The 3,172-nt window shown below is 61.2% G+C and carries 4 protein-coding genes; 3 read left to right on the top strand and 1 reads right to left on the bottom strand.

All coding sequences use genetic code 11. The features are described from left to right. A partial coding sequence (locus AC1DT3_RS16205; protein ID WP_477466272.1) for an undecaprenyl-diphosphate phosphatase occupies positions 1–772 on the bottom strand: 772 nt, incomplete at its 3' end. 147 nt (positions 773–919) lie between these two features. Here AC1DT3_RS16205 and AC1DT3_RS16200 point away from each other — a divergent pair. From AC1DT3_RS16200 to AC1DT3_RS16190, 3 genes are all read left to right on the top strand, one after another. Beyond that, complete coding sequence (locus AC1DT3_RS16200; protein WP_477466271.1) at positions 920–1,612, top strand: glutathione S-transferase family protein; 693 nt, start codon at positions 920–922, stop codon at positions 1,610–1,612. An 11-nt stretch (positions 1,613–1,623) separates the two neighbouring features. Further along, positions 1,624–2,760, top strand: a complete 1,137-nt coding sequence (gene queG / locus AC1DT3_RS16195; RefSeq protein WP_477466273.1) for a tRNA epoxyqueuosine(34) reductase QueG — start codon at positions 1,624–1,626, stop codon at positions 2,758–2,760. After that, positions 2,757–3,172, top strand: a 416-nt coding sequence (locus tag AC1DT3_RS16190; protein ID WP_477466270.1) for a Rossmann-fold NAD(P)-binding domain-containing protein, incomplete at its 3' end; no start/stop codon positions are given. The genes queG and AC1DT3_RS16190, both read left to right, overlap by 4 nt.

The raw sequence follows: 3,172 nt of genomic DNA, 5'->3' as shown, positions 1-3,172 counted from the left end.
GGCCTGCGCATCCGACGACGATCCGCCACCAAGCGAAGGGCGCAAAGCCGTGGCGGGAGATGTAGTCGAGAAAGGTCTTCACGACGAGAAGCGCGGAGACGAAGGCGGCAACGAAGCCGACGACAATGAGATTGAGATCGTCCGCCGACAGGATCTTGTAGTTCTTCAGGAGATCATAGGCGAAGGCGCCCGCCATTGTCGGCATGGCGAGGAAGAACGAGAACTCCGCTGCCGCGCGCTTGTCGGCGCCGAGCAGCATGGCGCCGACGATGGTCGCGCCGGAGCGCGACACGCCAGGAACCATGGCGAGGCACTGAAGGAACCCGATCTTGAGATACATCGGCAAAGGAAACTTTGTTGCATCGTGCTGGGTCGGCTTGAGGGGCAGCGTATCAACGACCAGAAGTACAAATCCGCCGACGATGAGCGTCAGGCAGACGATCCATGGATTGAACAGCACGTCCTTGATGAAACCGTGCAGGACCGCGCCGATCAACGCGGCTGGTAGGAACGCGATGAGCACGCCCAGCACGAAACGCCGCGCTGCAGGATCGAAGGGCAGGGCTTTCGCAATGGTGAGAAGCCGCCCGAAATATACCGTCAGGATTGCCAGGATCGCACCGAGCTGAATCAGGACCTCAAAGGTTTTGCCGGTGGATTCAAAGCCGAGAAAATGACCGAGAAGGAGGAGGTGGCCGGTCGATGAAACAGGCAGAAACTCGGTCAGTCCCTCGACGAGACCAAGAACGAACGCYTCGAACAATTGCGTCATGACGGAAAGATCCTAGGCGAACGGACGGGCTGCACCACAAGCGTCTCAAGTCTGCGTTGGGAACATGAGATTCACCAAAATTACTTACCGACCGTTAACGGACCGTGGCCTTATTGTCGCCGTCTGTTTCGCGTCTGACACGCTCCCATGCCAATCTTTCATCACTATCCTTTTTGTCCGCGCTCGCGGTTCGTTCGCTTGGTCCTGGCTGAACTCGGTATCGAACCGGAAACGGTCGAGGAAAAGCCGTGGGAGCGCCGGATTCCTTTTCTCGAGATCAACCCGGCCGGGAATCTGCCGGTGTTCATCGACGACAATGGTCTCGTCGTGCCCGGAGCCTCGGTGATTGCCGAGTATCTCGACGATATGTGGGGCGACAGCCTGGCCGATCGTCGGCTGATGCCGCGTAACGTCGCCGAGCGGGTCGAAGTCCGGCGCCTGCTCGATTGGTTTCTGGGGAAGTTCCACGACGAGGTTTCGGAGTATCTCGTGACCGAGAAGGTCTACAAGCGCTTCATGCCGAGCGAACTCGGAGGCGGTCCGCCCGACATGAACGCGATTCGCGCGGCGCGAAACAATGTGCGATACCACCTGAAATACATCGGCTATTTGATCGCCACACGGAATTGGCTGGCGGGCGATCAGTTGAGCTATGCGGATCTGGCGGCTGCGGCCCATCTTTCGATCATTGACTATCTCGGCGACATTCCATGGGACGAGGACGAAACAGCGAAGCATTGGTACGCCCGGATCAAGTCCCGGCCGTCCTTTCGCGCGCTCCTGTCGGACCGGGTGGCCGGGATGGCGCCGGCGGATCATTACGACGATCTGGACTTCTAGAGGGAGAGGCCCTGAAACGGGCTCTCGCAGCCAGGGCAACCGAGCTCGGCTTCGACGTCGTTCGGGTCGCCTCGCCTGCCGGCACGCCGCTTGCGCCTGAACGGCTTCAATCCTGGCTGTCCGAGGGCTATCACGGTTCCATGGACTGGATGGCGGAAACAGCCGAGCGCCGTGCCGATCCGCGCGTCCTCTGGCCCGACGTCAAGAGCGTCATCCTCCTCGGCTTGAACTATGGTCCGACCGACGATCCGCTGAAAACGGTAGCGCTCAAGGATCGGGCCTCGATTTCGGTCTATGCCCGCAACCGCGATTATCACGACGTCATCAAGGGCAAGCTGAAGGAAGCGGCTGGTTTCCTTGCCTCCCGCGCCGGTGCGGACGTCAAAGTCTTCGTCGACACCGCACCCGTCATGGAAAAGGCGTTGGCGGAATCCGCCGGACTTGGGTGGCAGGGCAAGCATACGGTCGTCGTTTCGCGCGAATTCGGCAATTGGCTGTTTCTCGGTGCGATCTTCACGACGGCGGAATTGCCGATCGACGCGGCCGAGCGGGATCATTGCGGTTCCTGCCGCCGTTGTCTCGACATTTGCCCGACGAACGCGTTTCCAGCGCCCTATCAACTCGACGCCCGCCGCTGCATTTCGTATCTCACCATCGAGCACAAGGGGCACATTGCGGTGGACCTGCGTGCTGGCATCGGTAATCGCATTTTCGGATGCGATGATTGCCTCGCGGTCTGTCCGTGGAACAAGTTCGCGCAGGCCGGTCGTGAAGTGCGCCTGCAGCAACGGGACGATTTGTCGGCGATGCCTCTTGCCGATCTGGCTCGTCTCGATGACGTCCGTTTTCGCGCGCTTTTCGCCGGAACGCCGATCAAGAGGACGGGACGTGAGCGCTTCATCCGCAATGTGCTGATCGCCATCGGCAATTCGGGACGCCAACCTTTGGCCGACGAAGCGGTGGCGCTTCTCGACGATCCATCCCCTCTGGTGCGTGCCATGGCCGTATGGGCGATCGGCAGGTTGCTCCCGCAGAGCGCCGTCGCGCATCACGCGCAGAGAAAACAGGCGTCGGAACCAGATGCCGCCGTGCAGCAGGAATGGACCCGAGCGCTCGCCGTTGATCCGCACGACGGACTTGAATCATGAAGCTTTTCGTCTTCGGTCTCGGCTACTCGGCGCAGGCTCTGATCCGCCGTCCCGGCGTGGCGTTCTCGCGAGTCGCCGGCACGGTCCGCGATCCGGAAAAAGCGGCCCGGCTAACGGCAAACGGGCTTGGCGCCTACGCGTTGTCCGAAGCTGCAAATGTCGACGCGATCGTGCGAGACTTTCGCGAGGCGGATGTCATCCTCGTCTCTGCTCCACCCAACGACGGCGGTGATCCCACGCTCGCGCAGTTCGGGGAATCGCTCGCCTCAGCGAAACCGCGATGGGTCGGCTATCTCTCGACGACGGGCGTCTATGGCGACCGGGGCGGCGCATGGACGGACGAGGAAACGCCGCCGCAACCGATCAGCCGACATTCCGAGCAGCGTCTTTCGGCTGAACACGACTGGCTCGC

It is taken from the genome of Microvirga sp. P4_G7 (assembly GCF_056401005.1).
This window is presented reverse-complemented; position numbering and strand designations above follow the sequence as displayed.

Excerpts from the sequence above, each read along its gene's own strand:
- AC1DT3_RS16200 (WP_477466271.1), top strand. The coding sequence starts at position 920 with ATGCCAATCTTTCATCACTATCCTTTTTGTCCGCGCTCGCGGTTCGTT.